Source organism: Streptomyces sp. SA15, from assembly GCF_002291145.1.
GTDB lineage: Bacteria > Actinomycetota > Actinomycetes > Streptomycetales > Streptomycetaceae > Streptomyces.
In genome coordinates this window covers 41,181-57,055 of record NZ_NTGE01000013.1, presented here as the reverse complement: position 1 = coordinate 57,055, position 15,875 = coordinate 41,181, and the positions used below count along the sequence as shown (strand labels likewise).

General features: G+C 67.6%; 15 protein-coding genes and 2 pseudogenes. 6 read left to right on the top strand and 11 right to left on the bottom strand.

Features of this window, described 5'->3' with window-relative positions; translation table 11 throughout:
* Window positions 1-161: 161 nt before the first annotated feature.
* Entirely contained in the window at window positions 162-467 is a 306-nt protein-coding gene (locus CLM62_RS01585; RefSeq protein WP_257003606.1) for a hypothetical protein, read from the bottom strand.
* Between the two features lie 433 nt (window positions 468-900).
* On the opposite strand from CLM62_RS01585, the pseudogene CLM62_RS52870 reads away from it, so the two are divergent.
* The 4 genes and pseudogenes from CLM62_RS52870 to CLM62_RS52865 all read left to right on the top strand — a co-directional run.
* Window positions 901-993 (top strand): annotated as a pseudogene (locus CLM62_RS52870) (Hsp70 family protein); the annotation flags it as partial.
* Window positions 962-1,195 carry a hypothetical protein gene (locus CLM62_RS49660; protein ID WP_095748076.1) on the top strand — a complete coding sequence of 78 codons (234 nt, stop codon included), beginning with the start codon at window positions 962-964 and terminating at the stop codon, window positions 1,193-1,195. The pseudogene CLM62_RS52870 and the gene CLM62_RS49660, both read left to right, overlap by 32 nt.
* A gap of 13 nt (window positions 1,196-1,208) precedes the next feature.
* Window positions 1,209-2,000, top strand: a complete 792-nt coding sequence (locus CLM62_RS01575; protein WP_257003605.1) for a nucleotide exchange factor GrpE — start codon at window positions 1,209-1,211, stop codon at window positions 1,998-2,000.
* A pseudogene (locus tag CLM62_RS52865) lies at window positions 1,997-2,137 on the top strand (hypothetical protein); the annotation flags it as partial. The gene CLM62_RS01575 and the pseudogene CLM62_RS52865, both read left to right, overlap by 4 nt.
* 118 nt (window positions 2,138-2,255) lie before the next feature.
* On the opposite strand, the gene CLM62_RS01565 reads toward CLM62_RS52865, so the two are convergent.
* Window positions 2,256-2,489, bottom strand: a complete 234-nt coding sequence (locus CLM62_RS01565) for a hypothetical protein (protein ID WP_095748074.1) — start codon at window positions 2,487-2,489, stop codon at window positions 2,256-2,258.
* 426 nt (window positions 2,490-2,915) lie between these two features.
* Here CLM62_RS01565 and CLM62_RS01560 point away from each other — a divergent pair, with 426 nt between their 5' ends.
* On the top strand, window positions 2,916-3,578 hold the full coding sequence (locus CLM62_RS01560) for a dienelactone hydrolase family protein (protein WP_095748073.1): 663 nt from the start codon (window positions 2,916-2,918) through the stop codon (window positions 3,576-3,578).
* Window positions 3,579-3,933: 355 nt separating this feature from the next.
* Here CLM62_RS01560 and CLM62_RS01555 read toward each other — a convergent pair whose 3' ends face one another.
* From CLM62_RS01555 to CLM62_RS49655, 3 genes are all read right to left on the bottom strand, one after another.
* A complete protein-coding gene (locus CLM62_RS01555; RefSeq protein ID WP_095748072.1) occupies window positions 3,934-5,520 on the bottom strand; it encodes a serine/threonine-protein kinase in 1,587 nt (528 codons plus the stop codon).
* Window positions 5,521-5,944: 424 nt separating this feature from the next.
* On the bottom strand, window positions 5,945-6,208 hold the full coding sequence (locus CLM62_RS01550; RefSeq protein WP_095748071.1) for a hypothetical protein: 264 nt from the start codon (window positions 6,206-6,208) through the stop codon (window positions 5,945-5,947).
* Window positions 6,205-6,513: a hypothetical protein gene (locus CLM62_RS49655; RefSeq protein ID WP_179381893.1), complete on the bottom strand. Its 309-nt coding sequence runs from the start codon at window positions 6,511-6,513 to the stop codon at window positions 6,205-6,207. The genes CLM62_RS01550 and CLM62_RS49655 overlap by 4 nt, the downstream gene beginning before the upstream one ends.
* A 157-nt stretch (window positions 6,514-6,670) precedes the next feature.
* Between CLM62_RS49655 and CLM62_RS01540 the strand changes: the two genes are divergently transcribed.
* On the top strand, window positions 6,671-6,952 hold the full coding sequence (locus CLM62_RS01540) for a GntR family transcriptional regulator (RefSeq protein ID WP_095748069.1): 282 nt from the start codon (window positions 6,671-6,673) through the stop codon (window positions 6,950-6,952).
* 12 nt (window positions 6,953-6,964) lie between these two features.
* On the opposite strand, the gene CLM62_RS50900 is transcribed toward CLM62_RS01540, so the two are convergent.
* The 6 genes from CLM62_RS50900 to CLM62_RS01510 all read right to left on the bottom strand — a co-directional run bounded on the left by CLM62_RS50900 (window position 6,965) and on the right by CLM62_RS01510 (window position 15,831).
* Window positions 6,965-7,093, bottom strand: coding sequence for a hypothetical protein (locus tag CLM62_RS50900; protein WP_257003604.1), 129 nt, complete (start codon window positions 7,091-7,093; stop codon window positions 6,965-6,967).
* A 212-nt stretch (window positions 7,094-7,305) separates the two neighbouring features.
* Entirely contained in the window at window positions 7,306-7,662 is a 357-nt protein-coding gene (locus tag CLM62_RS01530; RefSeq protein WP_179381892.1) for a hypothetical protein, read from the bottom strand.
* 277 nt (window positions 7,663-7,939) lie between these two features.
* Window positions 7,940-9,196 (bottom strand): hypothetical protein, encoded by a 1,257-nt coding sequence (locus CLM62_RS01525; RefSeq protein WP_095748067.1) that lies wholly within the window; start codon window positions 9,194-9,196, stop codon window positions 7,940-7,942.
* 127 nt (window positions 9,197-9,323) lie between these two features.
* A complete protein-coding gene (locus tag CLM62_RS01520; protein ID WP_095748066.1) occupies window positions 9,324-12,521 on the bottom strand; it encodes a type I restriction endonuclease subunit R in 3,198 nt (1,065 codons plus the stop codon).
* A 2-nt stretch (window positions 12,522-12,523) separates the two neighbouring features.
* Window positions 12,524-13,825, bottom strand: a complete 1,302-nt coding sequence (locus CLM62_RS01515; RefSeq protein WP_095748065.1) for a restriction endonuclease subunit S — start codon at window positions 13,823-13,825, stop codon at window positions 12,524-12,526.
* Window positions 13,822-15,831 carry a class I SAM-dependent DNA methyltransferase gene (locus tag CLM62_RS01510; RefSeq protein WP_095748064.1) on the bottom strand — a complete coding sequence of 670 codons (2,010 nt, stop codon included), beginning with the start codon at window positions 15,829-15,831 and terminating at the stop codon, window positions 13,822-13,824. Before CLM62_RS01510 ends, CLM62_RS01515 begins: the two co-directional genes overlap by 4 nt.
* Between the last annotated feature and the right edge of the window lie 44 nt (window positions 15,832-15,875).

Sequence of the window (15,875 nt, the reverse complement as noted above, 5' to 3'; positions counted from 1 at the left end):
GGACGAGATCATGAAGCGGCTCGGTGACGCGGAGGAGGGCCTCACCCGGCGGGTGCTGACCTACGAACGTCGCCACCAGGCACGCTCCAGCATCCTCGCCGCCGCCGAACGAGTCCCCGCCTGACCGGCCTTCGGGCGGCACGTTCGCCCGTGCCCTTTCTTCAGAGGGCGTGGGGTGAGAGGTGCTGTTCGGTCCTCCGCGCCGGAGAAGCGCGCGAAGCGGCCCGCCAGGGCAGTACTGCGAAGCGTTCGGCGATCCGCGGAACGCCGAGGATCTCCGCCACCGCGTCGGCCTCCTCGCTGTTGAGCCGCACCACGGGCCGGCTCGCGTCGGGGTCACCGCTCTCGTAGACGACCAGTTCGAAGTCGCCGGTCCGCTCCGCCACGACGCCGACCAGGTCGCCCTCATGGTTGGTGAACTCATACCGGAGCCCCACCCCTGGCAGGAGCACCTCGGTGACGTCCATGCGCTCATCATCACCGGACTTCGCGGTCCTGCGGGGTATGCGGTCAGGGGTGACACCGTCGCGCCCGTGCAGCGGTCGAACCTCCGCACCATGAGGCCCCGCTCGCCCAGCGACGATCCACCGCCGAGGCGCTCGCGCCCCAGCCGGCGCAGAGCATCACAGGTCCGGTCCGCTTGCCGCAGAGATCCAAACCTCTCGACGCCTGGCTGTGGCCAATTGCGGAACGGCTTTACCCGGGCCAGAGGTTGCCTTGCACTGGGCGGCGTCGGACCCTGGAAGATGGATTGCCTGATATGTCGCAGTTTGCCCGCAAGTAGGAGGCTGGCCCGCTGACGCAGGGCTGTGTGCGCGGCTCCAGGGCGAGGGCCGCTTCCTGTCGACCATCGAACCGGTTTTCGCATACGGGCGACTTCGGCAGCGGAGGACGTAGGTCATGGCCAAGGCTGTGGGCATCGATCTGGGGACGACGAACTCGATGATCGCCGTATACGTGGGTGACGAGCCGAGAGTCGTGCCGAACGCGGAGGAGCGCGGACCCCGCCGTCGAGGAGTCGTCCCTGGAGCGGATCCGCAGCCTGACCAGCGACCTACAGCAGGTGCTGCACGGGCTGTCCGCCGCTCCCTCGGGCAGCTCGGGCCCAGGAGGTCCCGGCAGCGCCGGCGGTCCGGGGCGACCCGGCGCCGAGGGCGGGGACGACGTGATCGATGCCGAGTTCAGGCCCGAGTGAGCGAGGTGTGATCGTGAACGCAGCGCGTGACTTCAAGCGAGGCGACGACAGCCGGCGGCTGGCGCCCGATGCGGCAGAACAGGCACCCAAGCCGGAGGAAGCGCGCCGTACCGTCGCCGGACAAGGCTCCACGCCACAGGCGAGCACCAGGAAACGGCCATCTGACCGCGCGCGCGGCGGCGCAGCAGCGGCACAGGAACAGCGCGGTGAGGCAGTCTCCCAGGACCGCCGGCAAGCCCCGGCTGCGGCGGCCGACGTGCCCCCGGGACCGGAGGCGGCTGCTGCCGAGGCACCGCAGGATGCCGCGTCTGCTCCACAGGAGGCTCCGGCCGCCGAGGAGGAGGCGGCGCGCCCGGTCGCTGAGCCGCCGCCCGAGGAGAGTTCGGCCGCGCTGCGGGACCGCTGGCTGCGGACGGCCGCGGAGCTGGACAACCAGCGCAAGCGGTACGAGCGGCTGCTCGGCGAGGTGCGCCTGCTGGAGCGGGACCGGGTGATGTCCGTGTGGCTCCCGATCATGGACCACCTGGAGCTGGCGCTGCGGCACGCCGAGGCGGACCCGAAGAGCATCGTGGCCGGCGTCGAGGCCGTCCAGCGGCAGGCCCTGGCCGCTCTGGAAGGACTCGGCTACCACCGGTTCGCCGAGGTCGGCGAGGTCTTCGACCCCGCCCGGCACGAGGCGGCCCAGGCCCGCGAGACCCCTGACGCCGAACCGGGCACGATCGTAGAGGTCATGCGCCCCGGCTACAGCAGCGACGACCACCTGCTGCGCCCCGCCGTCGTGGCCGTGGCCAAGCAGCCGGAATGAGCGGCGGGAGGGGCCGACGGCGAACGCGACTCCCGACTACTACGAGGTGCTGGGCGTGCGCCGGTGACGCGAGCACGGAGGAGATCCAGCGCGCCTACCGGACCCTGGCCCGCCGGTACCGCCCCGACATCAACAAGGCCCCCCGGAAGGCCCCCCGGGCGGAGGAGCGGTTCAAGCAGGTCAACGAGGCACGCGGTGCTGTCGGACCCGAAGATGCCGGCCGGGGGATGCGGCTCGTCCCGCACTCGGAGAGAGTCAGGCGTGGTCAACCAGTTCCGTGTGTCCGCGCTGGCGTGCGCAGTGGGCGCAGCAGAAGAACTGTCCATCCGCCTGCAGACCGTGACCGAGGATGCGGCATTGGCAGTTGCCACAGGTGGGGGCGATCCGCTGAGCCGCGCACTCGAGGCTGTCGAAGATGTGGGTGGCGTCGGCTGTTCTCACCTCAAATGCCATCTCGTAGTCGTTGTTGCAGACCTCGCATACGGCCATGGGCCTTCGCTCCTTGCTGTGCGGTGCCGGTGGCCCGGCGCCTGATGGGGGACGGCTGCTTCCTGCTGTGTTCCACCGGGTGGACACCTTGGATCAGGTGGTTCCGGAGAATCACCCCGACAGACCCACGCCGCACAGGCCGACTGTTCCTTTGTTCCTTGAGTTCGCTCACCGCAGCCAAGAACCCCTGCCGGGGAGATCTGGCAGGGGTTCTTTGGTGTCATACAGCAGCGGAGTATCACGTAGAACGTCGCACCCTCGATCAAGGTGGGCTGAGGCAGCCCGAACGGGCCGTCGCCGGTCCCGTTTTTTCCAGCCTCGCGCACTATCCGCCGGCCGCCCGCCGAGGTCACGGTGCGTACGGAATCCACCCATGGGTACACGGGCGGTCAGTAGCTCCATGAGCGCCACGTCGGGAGGAAACAGATGATCTCCGACTTGGTGTTGGTGCCCGCGCACGGGGCCCCGCTCACCGGTGATCTGGTCGTGCCCGGCCCGGTACGGTCGATCGTCGTCATCGCCGAGGGCGGCGTCAGTACCCGGAACAGCTCACGCGACCGCGCCATCGCCGCCGTGTTCCACCGGGCGGGCATGGGCACACTGCTTCTCGATCTCCTCACCGAACTCGAGATGCGGGAGGACACACGCTCGGCCCGGCACCGCTTCGACATCCCGTTCCTGGCCCGGCGACTGGTGTCCGCCATCGACTGGCTGGAGCAGCGGACGGAGACGGCCGACCTTCCGGTATGTCTGTTCGGCGCCGACACCGCCGCAGCTGCGGTTCTGCTTGCCGCCGTCGAACGCCCGGAACGGGTCTCGGCCGTGGTGTCCCAGGGCGTTCAGCCCGACTTGGCGCACGTGGCGTTCGACCGCATCCAGGCACCGGTGCTGTTCATCGTCGGCGGCGAGGACGAGACGGACCTGCGGCTCGGCAAGGAGGCCGCAGGAAGACTCAAGGTCCCGAGCAAGATCCATGTCTTCCGTGGTGCAAAGCACCTGTTCCAGGAGTCAGGAGCGCCCGAGGAAATCGCGACAGCGGCTCGGGACTGGTTCGTCACCCACCGAGGGAAGAGGCGGCACTCAGCCTGACCCTGGTGAACTCCTTGTGTACTGGCCCGCAGGACTTGGCGAGGGAAAGCCGCACGATACGGCAACGAGGACTTCTGCTGGTGGCAGGAGGCAGCTTCCGAGCGGCGCAGTCATCCGCGACGCAACGGGCCGCGCGGCCTCCGGCACCGATGCACTCCGTCCACCTCCAGTGGATCAACTGATGCCGAAAGCGGACCCGTGATCGTCATGCCCGGCTCCGGCCCGGCAAACGAGATGAGCCCGAGCAGCATCAGGGAGGCGCCTCCCAGCGCCGTGTCCTGCAAGAAGTGAGCCATCTCGTTCTGGCGGCTCTGGGGGTCCCTCGGCCAGCAGCATTGCTTCTGGAGGAAGCGGGTCAGGAAGCCGAACCGTCGAGGTCGAGGCGGATCACGGCGAGCGCCTCGGCGATCTCGACGGTCATCTCGTCGTCGGGGCCGAACACCATGCACATGTCCTGGTGGAGCGGTTCGAGGACCTGCCGGGCTTCGACGGCCCGGCCCTGGGCGAGCAGCAGCATCCCGATGTTGTGCCGTAGCTCCACGGCTTCCTCGCTCACATCACTGTCGACGGCCCGCACGACGTTCAGCACGCCCTGGAGCGCGGCGAGCGCGTCGGTGACCTGGCCGAGTTCGGCGCGGCAGCGGGCCGCCTGGGCGCGACAGGCGCGGGCCTGCTCGCCTGTGGGTCCGGCGATGCGGGCGTACGCGTCGGCGAGGGCGTCGAACTCGGGCAGCGCGGCCCGGTAGTCGCCCCCGAGGAGTCGGATCGCTGCTCGCTGGCGGCGCAGCCCCAGCACCGGCTTGCTTTCGGAGCCGAGGGCGAGGGCCGCGGGTTCGATGACCTCGCCGAGCACCTCGGCGGCCTGCGCGAACCGCTCCTCCTTCAGCAGGGCGTCGGAGTGGGCGTACGCCTCCTTGATGTCCTCGCGCAGCTGGGCGGGGACGGGCACCGGCTGGGCCCCCGGGAGGACGGCCGTCGGCGTCGAACCGCCGGGTGCAGGGGCCTGGGCCCGGGCGCGGGGCGCGAAGGGGTGACGGAACACGCCCGTCGGGTCGGGTGCGCCGGCCGGCCCGGCGTCGGCTGTGCCGGGCTCCCGGCCTGGCGGCGGGAGGAACGGCAGCAGCCGCGCGTACACCTCCTGCGTGTCGGCGGGCCGCGCCTCGGGCGCCTTGCGCAGCAGGTGCAGGACCAGCTCCTCCAGCGCCTCGGGGACGTCGGGCCGCAGCTGTCGCAGCGGGGTGGGGGCGGCGTTGACGTGCTGGTACATCAGCAGGTACTCGCTTTCCGCCTCAAACACGAGGCGCCCGCTGAGGAGTTCGTGCAGCACACAGCCGAGCGCGTACAGATCGGTCTGCGGGGTGATGCGTCCGCCGCGGACCTGCTCCGGCGACATGTACTGGTGGGTGCCGATAGGGCTGCCGGTGGCGGTCAGCTTGGTGACGTCGGTGCGCAGGATCGCCGCGATGCCGAAGTCGAGGACCTTCACCGTGCCGTCGCGTGCGACGAGGATGTTGCCCGGCTTGAGGTCCCGGTGGATGACCGGCACGTCGTGTGCGTACGACAGCACGGTCGCGACCTGCGCGGCGACGGCGGCCGCCCAGCTGACCGGCAGCGGCCGGCCGGGGTCGAGGTAGGCGGACAGCGGTACGCCGTCGACGAGCTCCATCACCAGGAACAGCCGCTCGTACGACGCGTCGAGCACCGCGTCGTACACCTGGGGCACGCCGGGGTGCTGGATGCGCGCGGTGATGCGGGCCTCGCGACGGAAGCGCTTGGCGAACTCCTCGGCCAGCTGCGGGGAGGTGACCGACGCCTGCCGGATGAGCTTCACGGCGACGGGCCGGTCGAGCACCGCGTCGTAGCCGCGCCACACGTCGCCCATGCCGCCGTGGCTGAGCTCCTCCAGGAGTTCGTAACGGTCGGAGATCGCCTCCTGCGGCACCTTGCCCCCGGTGTGCGTGATGAACAGTCACGGTCAGGGGTCAAGTGTGACCGCTGCGTCGAGATGCCGTCCAGGGTTCGCGGTGCTGCATGGGCGCGGTCGCGGTGCGACATGGACATGGGCGCGGCGGTGGACGACGGGCAGGAGGGTGCGGCGGCCGGAGGCGGGCGGCCGAGCCCCGCGCGTGCGGGAAGGGTGCCGACCGGTCACGCGATTTCGAGCGTCCCCACGCGAGAGAGGTGGAACCGCCCGCTCGCCGGTCGGCGGATCCGGACGGGCAGAGTGACTACAGCGGCTTCCACGGCCACGTCGTACAAGTCGGTTAGAGAGCCCCGTGCAGTGGCCGGTGGATGGTAGGCGCCCAGGACGAACCTCCGGGCACCCACGGCGCCACCGGCCTTGCAGACGAATTGCCTCTACGCCGTCATTCCCTGTCCGCCGCCATGATGCCGACGCATTCTTCGAGGGCGGCGTGCAACGGCGGTACGAAGGCGGCGAGTTCGGCGTCCGAGGCCTTCCCCACCTCCAGTACGGCACCGACGACCGTCACCAGGACGGCGGCGGCCTTCAGCGCTTGCGTATCGGCCAGCCCTTCAAGAAGACCGCCGGGGCGCGTGACCGCGAAGGCCTCCTTGCCGGTTGCCGGGTCGACGCCGAGGCTGCGCAGACGAGACGCATTCGTACTCATGCGGCGACCTCCCACGGAACGTAGTCCTGCCCCGGCGTCGCCAGGACCGCCGCCCGGCGCCGCTCCCGCTGAAGGCGGCGCCGGTCATGTTCGTCCCGCTCGCGTTCCCATTCGACGACGTACGGGCGGACCAGGGGCATGCCGTCGGCGGTGATGACGTCCGCCGGGTGCGGGCACGTGATCACGGGCGGGGGCTCCGGAGCGGGCGGACAGAGGATGGGGGGCAGTGGTGGGGGCGCTACGGAGCGGTGGGCTCCGCGGGCGGGCAGGAAGAGGTTCAGAATCGCGGCCAGTAGGCTGCGCATAGGTCGACTCCTAGTCAGTCGGCTCAGCCCCGGCATGGAAGCTCTCACCCTTCCGGCCGGGGCGTTTCCTTGGGCTCCATAGTATCGCCTTGTATCGACTCGTTGCGATATGTATCCCAAAGAGCGTGCATCAGTCCGCTTGCCTAGCGTCAAGTCCATGAACCCTGACGCTGAGATCGACCATGGCGCGCCGCTGACCCCATACCGGCAACTGGCCGAGATCCTGCGTGGGCAGATTCAGCGCGGTGACTGGCAGCCCGGGCGGATGCTGCCGAGTGAGGCCCAGCTCGTGCAGCGGTACGGGATCGCGCGTACGACCGTGCGGCGGGGGCTCGGCCTGCTGGCCGACGAAGGCTGGGTGTACGCCGTACCCCAGCGGGGGTGGTTCGTCACCGACCCCCTGCCGCCCTCCCCCGAAGCCCCCGAGCCCCCCGCCTAGCCCAATCCGCAGTCACCCTCGGTTGCCCGGCGGGCCGTTCGTCGACCACTCGTTGGCGAAGTACTCCATTTGCTTGATGACCAGGCCGATGGCGCCCGACCGCCGGATCAGATCCAGGTCACTTGGCGAACGTATACGCATTCATGCCGGGAACGATGAGGTAGACGAAGAATCCGCTGTCGATATGTGCGGTATCTCCCTTCGAGCCCAGCCCTGCGTACTGGGTTCCGTCGAGGTAGAAGGCCGCAGCAGCCCGCACCAGTTCGTCAGACTTTTTCTCGACCTCGGCGACGAACGCCGGCGGTCTCCGCCGATGACGTACGCCTCGCTGGGGTCGTAATCCCACCTCCAGGTCACTCGGACACCGCCTGCGTCGCCATGTCCTCGACGGCACGCAGCTCGTCCATGGCGGATCGGAACGCGGGGTCGTCCTTGCCGTCCGTGCCGTGGATCGTGGCGAGAGCACGGCTACGGCGTGCGGAGAGATCGGGCCTACGCTCGATCTCCACCTGAGCGGCCCAGTGGGTCAGCCAGTGCTGAAGGTGCCCGATCCTGCTGGTCCGAATGGCGGCGGCGAGCGCTTCTTCCTTGTGCTTTTCCATCTCGTCCAGGCGGTGAGGAGCGATCCGGGCGAGCGCCACGCGGACGGCGTCGGGGGTACGTTCGGGGCGCGGGACCCGCTCCGTGCCGTGGTCCGGCTGTGTGCTCACGATGTCCTCCAAAGGGTGCCCCAGCCAGCATGGCCAGCCGGGGCGTGCGCATCAGACGTCGTCGTCCAGGCCCTCTTCGCGGCGGATCATCCGCAAGGCGGCCTTGCGGGCGCTGCGGTCCGGGGCGAGCTCGGCGACGATCAGCGTCAGCGCGTGGTGCGTGTCGCATTCTCCGTGGGGCCCAGTCGCGCGGGCGGCTGGGCCCCACGTCTTGCACGGTTGGCTGAGACTTGAGGGTGTAGTCGGGCTGCGCCCGTGGCTGACGGTCGGCGCCCACTTAGCCTTCCTCGTCGCGTTCCTCCTCGTCCCCGCGCCGACGGCGCACTCGCTCGGCGATCCCGCTGGAGAGCTTGCCCTTTACCGAGCTGGCCCGGTCGAGGGTCCCGTTGCCGAGGCTTCTGGCGGCACCGACGCCCTTTGCTCCGGTCTCGAGCGCCTTGTCCCTCGCCTCTGCGGCCGCGTCCACCCATCGCCTCGCGTCCGATGACTGGCGGCCGGACTCAATCCCGAGCCGCCCGTGGAAGTCATCGACGCCGGTCGCGACATGGTTGCTCGACTGGACAACAGCCGGGGACTTGGTCGGGTGCAGCAGCACCTTCGCGTTGGCCGTGTCAGCAGCCGCATTCATCCGGGCCACCAGACGCTCGGTGCTCCGCGAGATGAGATCCAGCCGGTTCTGTCGGGCAGCCCGAAGCCCGAGGCGATGCCGGTCCAGCTCCTCCGGAGCCGTGTCCAGCACTCGGTCGAGTTCGAGCACGGCGATCGCGTCCTGCAGTTGGAAGCAACGAGCCAGAACAGCGAGCCACTCCTGAGCCCTGGACTCGGCTTCATTGGCCGCGGTGGCGAGATCGCCGATCTTGGACTTGCTCTTGCGCTCCACCTTCTCCGCGAGTGCGTCGAGTTGACGCAACGCGTACGCCTGGGTATCTGCGATCGTCGCCGGCGCGGCCTGCACCTTCGACCACGTGACCTCGGAGACCCGGCCCACCTGCTCTCGGATGGTCATGGTCTCCTCGATCAGGAGGTCCACTCCGATCATGCGGGCCAACACACCGTCCTTCTGGGCGCGGAGCACGTCGTCGACCTTCTCGTCGATCGTGGCGAGATAGTCGGTGATCTCGTCCATGGTCTGCTGCATCGCGAGCTGTGCCATGATCCCCGCGGCACCAGTCAGAAGCGCCGGGTTGGTCAGAAACGAGCCGGCCCCCTTCTCGATCTGGAGCCATGACTTGATTGAGCCAGGTTTGCCCACCATCGCATGGCTGACGCCTGGCGTCTTGCTTTCCGTCAGCCCGAACTTCTTGACACGCTCCGCGGACTCCTTGGTCAGCTTCACCCAGCGGCCGGAGTTGGCGGTAATCTCCGAACCTGCCTGCGTGACTGCAGCCCCGGTGCCGAAGACGGACTTGAGCCGTTGCAGTCCGAGGTCCTTCGACGACAGTCCCTCCGAGACGAGGAAGCGTTCGACGTCCGTCGGATTCCCGATGACCGCCAGTCCATCACCGTCACTGATCAGCTGAATCTCGTTGTCCATCGCCCGCTCCTGAAGTGGCTTTTCGCAGTTGAGGGGTAGTTGGGGTGCGCACGGCGACCGCCGGGCAGGGGCCGAGGTCTTCCTCCAAAGGGCGCCCCGGCCGGCATATCCAGCGGGGGCGTCCGAATCAGAGGTCGTCGTCCAGGCCCTCCTCGCGGCGGATCATCCGCCAGGCCGCCTTGCGGGCGCTGCGGTCCAGGCTGGACTTGAAGCCCTTGTCGGGGCCGAAGTACTGGCGGCCCATGCCCGCGATGGTGTCGATGTGGTCGGCCATCTTGTCCGCGAAGACGTTGTCGAAGACGAGGCCGAAGTTGTCCTCGTCGTTGACGACGGCCGCCGCCCGCACCTTGGGGTCGGCCTTGGCCTCCTCGAAGGGCCGGATGACGTCCTGCTCGGTGAACTCGGTGCCGAAGCGTTCGTTGAACTTGTCGATCAGCTGGGAGAGCAGCGACTTCTCCGCCTCCTTCGCACCGCCCGAGCCGTCGCCGAAGCCCTGCATCGTCGTCGGCCCCTCGGCGGTGAGGGAGACGTCGTACTCACCGGTCTTCTCCACCCGCATATGGCTGAGGTCGATCTCGCCTATGTCCACGCCGCCGTCCGCGCGGCGCGGCAGCCGGTTGAGGAGGTAGCGGCCGTAGAGGTGCAGCCGCTCCAGCTCGGCGTCCCGGTAGGGGACGATCTGTGCGAGGAAGCCGTACTTCCTGACGTAGTCGTTGAGGTCGGCGCGGAAGCCCTCCGCCGTCTCCTGGTCGTCCTCGTCGTCGCTTTCGAGCAGAGCGGTGAAGCGGGCGACGGCGGGGGAGAGCAACCGGTACAGCTCGGCGTGCAGCTTCTCCCACTTGGACTGTGAGCCTGCCGCCTTCTCCTTGGCGGCGAAGTACGCGGCGGCGAACTCGTCCATCTCCTGCCCGGACAGGATCGCCGCCTGCATGACCCGGCTCTGCGCGGTGTAGAGCAGGTTGGGGTCGGAGGGGAGGGTGTTCGCCTCCTCGAAGTACGGGCGGAAGGACTCCTGTATGTCGTTGGCGTCGTTGACGAAGTCCAGTACCGCCAGGTCCGCCTGGGACTTGCGCTCCGCGGTCCGGTTCAGCCGGGACAGGGTCTGGACGGCGGAGATGCCGGTCAGCGGCTTGTTGACGTACATCGTCGTCAGCAACGGCTGGTCGAACCCGGTCTGGTACTTCTCCGCCACGACCAGGATCCTGTACTCGCGCTGGCCCGCACCGCCGGCTCGGGCGGCCTTGTCGTCGGCACGCGTGTACGCGAACGCCTTCGGCAGCGCGCTCTCCGACAGCCCGCCGTTCTCCCTCGGCTCGGTGGTCTCCTCGCCGTCGACGGTGAGCGAGCCGGAGAACGCGACGAGGACACCCAGGTCGGGGTACTTGGTGTCGTAGTCCCGGTCCTTGATGTAGCTCTTGATCGCGCGCGCCATTTGTACGGCGGACTGCCGTGAGGCGGTCACCACCATGGACTTGGCCCGCCCGCCGAGACGGCCCCGGCTGTGCGCCACGAAGTGCTCCACGATCACCTGGGCGTGCTGGGCGACCGTCGAGTCATGGGTCAGCGCGTACCGGGCGAGCAGGCCGTTCGCCTTCGACGGGTCCACCTCCCGCTCGTCGGGGTTCTGGTTCACCAGCTTCCAGTACGTGTTGTACGTGACGTAGTTGCGCAGCGGGTCGAGGATGAAGCCCTCCTCGATCGCCTGCCGCATGGAGTACGTGTGGAAGGGCCGGTAGGTCGCCTTGCCGTCGATGTCCTGGAGCGTGCCGAAGAGTTCGAGGGTCTTGGCCTTCGGCGTCGCGGTGAATGCGAAGTAGGAGAGGTTCGCGGCGCGGGAACGCTGCTCGGCCCTCTTCTTGAGCTGCTCGTCCAGGCTGACGGCCTCGGCCTTGACCGTGGTCGCGCCCGTGTCGTCCGAGTCGGAGTCCAGGCCGAGGTCGCGCAGGGCGGACCGTACGGCGGTGGCGGCGTCGCCGGACTGCGAGGAGTGCGCCTCGTCCACGATGATCGCGAAGCGGCTGCCCTGGATCTCGGTGGGGTTGCGCTGGAGGTAGTCGAGCAGTGCCGGGAAGGAGTGCAGGGTGACGGTGACGATCTTCCCGGTGTCGCGGGAGAGGGCCTTGGCGAGCTGCTCGCCCTTCGCCCCGTGCTTTTCGTCGATCTTCACGACTAGGCCCGCCGTCTGCTCGAAACTGCCGACAGTTTCCCGGAGTTGGGCGTCCAGGTTGCGGCGGTCGGTGATGACGATGACCTTGTCGAAGACGGGCACGCCGGGCTTGAGGCCCTTGGCCACGGCCTCGGCGTCGAGTTCGCGGGGGTCGGTGGGGGTGTGCAGGTCGCTGAGGCGGTGCGCGAGCCAGCCGATGGTGTTCGACTTGCCCGAGCCGGCCGAGGCCATGACCAGGTAGTCGTGGCCGGCGCCGTGCGTTGCGGCGTGCGCGGTGAGCTTCTTGACCGCGTCCCACTGCTGGAACCGCGGGAAGACCATCGTCCTCGTCGTGCCGCCGCCGGGCGTCTTGCTCTTGTGCAGGTGCACGAACCGCTGGAGCAGGTCCAGCCAGTTGTCCGGCTGCCAGACCTGCTCCCAGAGGTAGGAGGTCGCGTACGTGCCGAAGGCGGTGGGGGCAGGGTTGCCAGCGCCGCCCGGCTGACCGGGGCCGTTGGAGCCGGTGTTGAAGGGGAGAAAGCGGGTGTTCTTTCCCTTGAGCTGGGTGGCGACGAAGACCAGGTCCGGGTCGACGGCGAAGTTCGCGACGACCCGGCGAGTGAAGATCAGCTCGGTGGGGTCGCGGTCTGTGCGGTACTGCTCCTTGGCCTGCTCCACCCCTTGCTTGGTCAGCGGGTTCTTCAACTCGGCCGTGGCGACCGGGATTCCGTTGAGGAAGAGGGCGAGGTCGAGCCGGTTGCCCCAGTCCGCCTGCTTCGTCGCGTACTCGAGTTCGCGGACGACGGTGAGGCGGTTGGCCCGGTATCCGTCGAGCACGGATTCGTGGGCGACGAGGTTCGGCTTGAAGTAGGCGACGCGGAGGAGGACGCCTCGGTCCTTGACGCCGTTGCGGAGGACATCGAGGAGCCCGTTGGTGGCGATGGCCTGGTCGAGGCGGCCGGCGAACCCGCGCTGCGCCTCGTTCGGGTCGCCGCCGTAGACGGTGAGGAGTTCATTCCACTCGTCGGGCTGGGTCGCCCCTATGAAGGTGAACAACTCGTTGGTGTCCAGGCCGAGGTCGGCCCGGTAGTCCTGCGGGCGAGCTTCGCGCCAACCGCGTTCGACCATGGCGGCGACGATGGCGTCACCGAAGGCGGACTCCGTGTGGATGGGGCTCATGGCTACGCGGTGACTCCGTCCGTTACGTTGCGTCCGCTGGCAGTGGATACGTCGAACTGGCCGGTTACGGCGGCGGTGATGAGAGTCTGGCGGCGTTCGGTGAGCAAGGCGACTTGGTCGTTGATCTTCTGACTCAAGAGGTTGAGAGATTCGACCACTCGATTCATTTTAGAGACTCGCCGTCTTTGTTCCGGCATATCGGGAACCGGGATCTCGAAAGAGAGTGTCTGAGCTGCACTGATCACTTCCTGTGCTGCTCCGTATTGCGAGATCTTAACCTGGCCTCGCCCTGCCGGTGAATTAATGAAGGCGGACAGGAACTCGGGGAGTACTCTCTGTCCTTTACGGAGAATTAGGACCGATGCACAGTTAGCTCCTTCGAATTCGTCTGTCACGACGGCCGAACGGCCAGGGGCGCCAGCTCGTACAACCAATACATCGCCCGCATACAGACGAGATCGGCTCAGCTTTTCGTTGCTGACCTTAGACATGAACTTCATGCCGTTTTTATCGATCCACCCCGATCGGACATTGAAACCGTGAATGAACGGAACCCCGTCGTCGGTGAAGTAGGTCGAGGGGTTGATCACGACGCCGACGTTGACCGCAGGCAATACACGGCGAAGTTGCATAATCTGCCACTGATTTGAAACGGCCCCTGCCAGAGGATGCATATATGATCCCACCTGGTGTGAGGAGACACAGTCGGCCAGTGCCGCCAGGTGGCGTTCCTTTAGAAGGTCACGCTGCTGACTGCGCTTTGCCAACAGTGCGTCGATGCGGGCGGTCTCGGCGCCGAGGAAGTCGGCGATGCGGCGCTGCTCCTCCTGAGGGGGCATCGGAATCTCCAATGCGCCAAGCTTCTCGCCTGTTAGATGCCGGATCGTAGCCTTATTGCACAAGACGTCAAGCCATTCGCTACCGTGCAAAGCGCGCAAGACGTACCAGAGGTAGCGCGTGTCGGATCCGTTGACTGGCCGCGCTCGGTGTACGGACTTTTCGAAGATGAAGCCGTCAGGTCCATCGTAGATGGCGGCACGCCCGACGTCCCCGCCTTCACAGATTAGGAGGTCGCCAGTGCGAACGGCCAATTCGCGAAACTCGGATGGGGCTGCCCACATGCGAATTTCTTGATTGGCCTGGATTCCATTCCACTGAACGGACACCGATTTAAAGTATGGAACTTCGACGTCGGATGATCTGGACGGCGATGCCTGGAACATCTTACCGAGCGTGATGTCGAAGGCGTATCTAGCTGCACCGATGGGATAGCGGACAGGGCCAAGCCACGGGATCGCGGTCATTCCGTCACCTCACCCAACAGCGCCTGAATCTCCGCCTCCAGTGACTTCAATTCCGCGTCGATCTCCGCCAGCGGCCTCGGCGGCTTGTACACGTAGAAATGCCTCGTGAACGGGATCTCGTAGCCGATCTTCGTCTTCGTGCGGTCGATCCACGCGTCCGGCACGTGCGGCAGAACCTCGCGCTTGAGGTACTCCTCGACGTCCTCGCCGAGCGGAACGTTCTCGTAGTCCCGCAGGTCCGTATCCGGTTCCGGGGCGCCCTTGACCTTCTGTACCTCGCCCTCGGGGTCCCGTACCCCGACCGCCTCCCGTACCGCCTTCGCGAACGGCGCTCCCGACGGCCACGTCAGGCCGGCCGCGACCACCGCGTCCTTGAGCGCGATGAACGCCTCGGACTTCGTCGTCCAGGACGAGCCGAGCAACGTACGCACCGCCGCGACGAACTCCTCACTCCGCTCCAGCCTCGCCACCGGCTTGGCCTCCGCCAGCGCCGCCAACGTCTCCTCCGTGACCTCGAAGCGCAGCTTCAGCGGGCGTTCAACTGTGATGCGCTGGTAGCCGAAGTCCTCGTTCCAGAAGACCTTGACCTTGCCGTGCAGAGCGTGCTCCGGGTCGCCCGCAACCTGCAGCGCCTCCGCGTACAGCCGGGTGATGGCGCCGATGTGGTCGGGGCGGCCGTTAGTCCCGTCGCCCAGCTCCTTGCGCTTGTCGCCCAGCGACTTGCGCATCTTCTGCCACTGGTCGCGCGCGTCGAGCAGGACGACCTTGCCCTTGTGGTCGGCGTCCTTGCGGTTGGTGAGGATCCAGAAGTACGTCGAGATGCCGGTGTTGTAGAAGAGCTGGTCGGGGAGGGCGACGATCGCCTCCAGCCAGTCGTTCTCGAGGATCCAACGTCGGATCTCCGACTCACCGGACCCCGCCGCGCCGCTGAACAGCGGAGAGCCGTTGAAGACGATGGCGATGCGGGAGCCGCCCCCGCCGTTCACGTCCACCGGCTTCATCTTCGAGATCATGTGCTGGAGGAAGAGCAGCGAGCCGTCGTTGATGCGCGGCAGGCCAGCGCCGAAGCGGCCGGCGTCGCCGAGCGACTTGTGCTCGTACTCGACCTCCTCCTTGACCTTCTTCCACTCCACGCCGAACGGCGGGTTGGCGAGGAGGTAGTCGAACTTGCGGCGGGCGTGGCCGTCGTCGGAGAAGGAGTTGCCGAAGCGGATGTTCTCCGGGTCCTGGCCCTTGATCATGAGGTCGGAGCGGCAGATGGCCCAGGACTCGGGGTTGAGCTCCTGCCCGTACACCTCGACCGTCGCGTCCGGGTTGAGGGCCTTGATGCGGTCGTCGGCGGCGCTGAGCATGCCGCCCGTGCCGCAGGCCGGGTCCATGACCGTGCGGACGACACCCGGCAGGCTGAGGGCGTCCGCGTCGGGCGCCACCAGCAGGTTGACCATCAGCTTGATGACCTCGCGCGGGGTGAAGTGCTCACCCGCGGTCTCGTTCGACTGCTCGGCGAAGCGGCGGATCAACTCCTCGAAGATGTAGCCCATGTTGTGGTTGGGCACGACATCGGGGTGCAGGTCGAGGTCGGTGAACCTGCCGATGACCCGGTAGAGCAGGTTCGCGCCGTCGAGCTTCCTGACCTGCTGGTTGAACTCGTACTTGTCGAGGACCTCGCGGGCGTTGTCGGAGAAGGCGCCGACGTAGATCTGCAGGTTCTTCGCCGCGTTCTGCGGGTCGGCGGCGATCTTCCGCAGCGTGAGGTCGCTCTTGTTGTAGAAGGAGTTGCCCGAGGCCTTGCGCAGAAAGTGGTCGGTGTCGATCTCCTGGCCCGCGAACTTGGCGACGGTCTCGACGACCTTGTCGCGCGTCGGTTCCAGGACGCACTCCAGGCGGCGCAGCACGGTGAACGGCAGGATGACCTTGCCGTAGTCGGACTGCTTGTAGTCGCCGCGCAGGAGATCGGCGACGGACCAGGCGTGGTTCGCCAGCTCCGTGTGCTTGCTGCTGTTCAAGAGGTCCCGGCTTCCTTTCGAAGAGCGCCGTCCGGGCGTGGGAC